We start from the raw sequence: 470 nt of genomic DNA, 5'->3' as shown, positions 1-470 counted from the left end.
CCGGCGTCACCTGCCGGTTTGCGCAGGGCTGCACCTGTCGCAGGATCGCCGAGCCGATATTGGCCGCCGCCTGCGCGCCGAGCTTGGCCGCCTTGGGCGCTTCCGACTTGCTCGGCGACGGATCCGCCGACAGGCCTTTGAGGAAATTGTCGCCCAGCCGCGACCCGCGCGGCCGTGCCGCCTTGGCCTCTGCGGTCGATCCACTACCCTTGGTCGCCGAAGGCTTGGCGGGCTTTGCCGAGGACGCCGCACTCTTGGCGGGCGCCGCGTTCGACTTGGCCGCGCTCTTCGCCGGTGCCGCCTTGGCGGGCGATGGCTTGGCCGCCGGTTTCGCGGGCGCAGGCTTGGATTTCGCCGGGCTCGGCTTGGCCGGCGCAGGCTTGGCCACCGGCTTAGGGACGGGCGCGGGCTTCGCCACCGGCTTCGGCGGCGCGGGCCTGGGCTTGGCCACCGGCTTGGGCTCGGGCTTC

The 470-nt window shown here is 73.2% G+C and carries 1 pseudogene; it reads right to left on the bottom strand.

Annotated elements, in window-relative coordinates:
• Positions 1-470 (bottom strand): annotated as a pseudogene (locus sphsw_RS19990) (cell envelope biogenesis protein TolA); the annotation flags it as partial.

Source organism: Sphingomonas sp. FUKUSWIS1 (assembly GCF_000733135.1).
Lineage (GTDB): Bacteria > Pseudomonadota > Alphaproteobacteria > Sphingomonadales > Sphingomonadaceae > Sphingomonas > Sphingomonas aerolata.
This window is presented reverse-complemented; position numbering and strand designations above follow the sequence as displayed.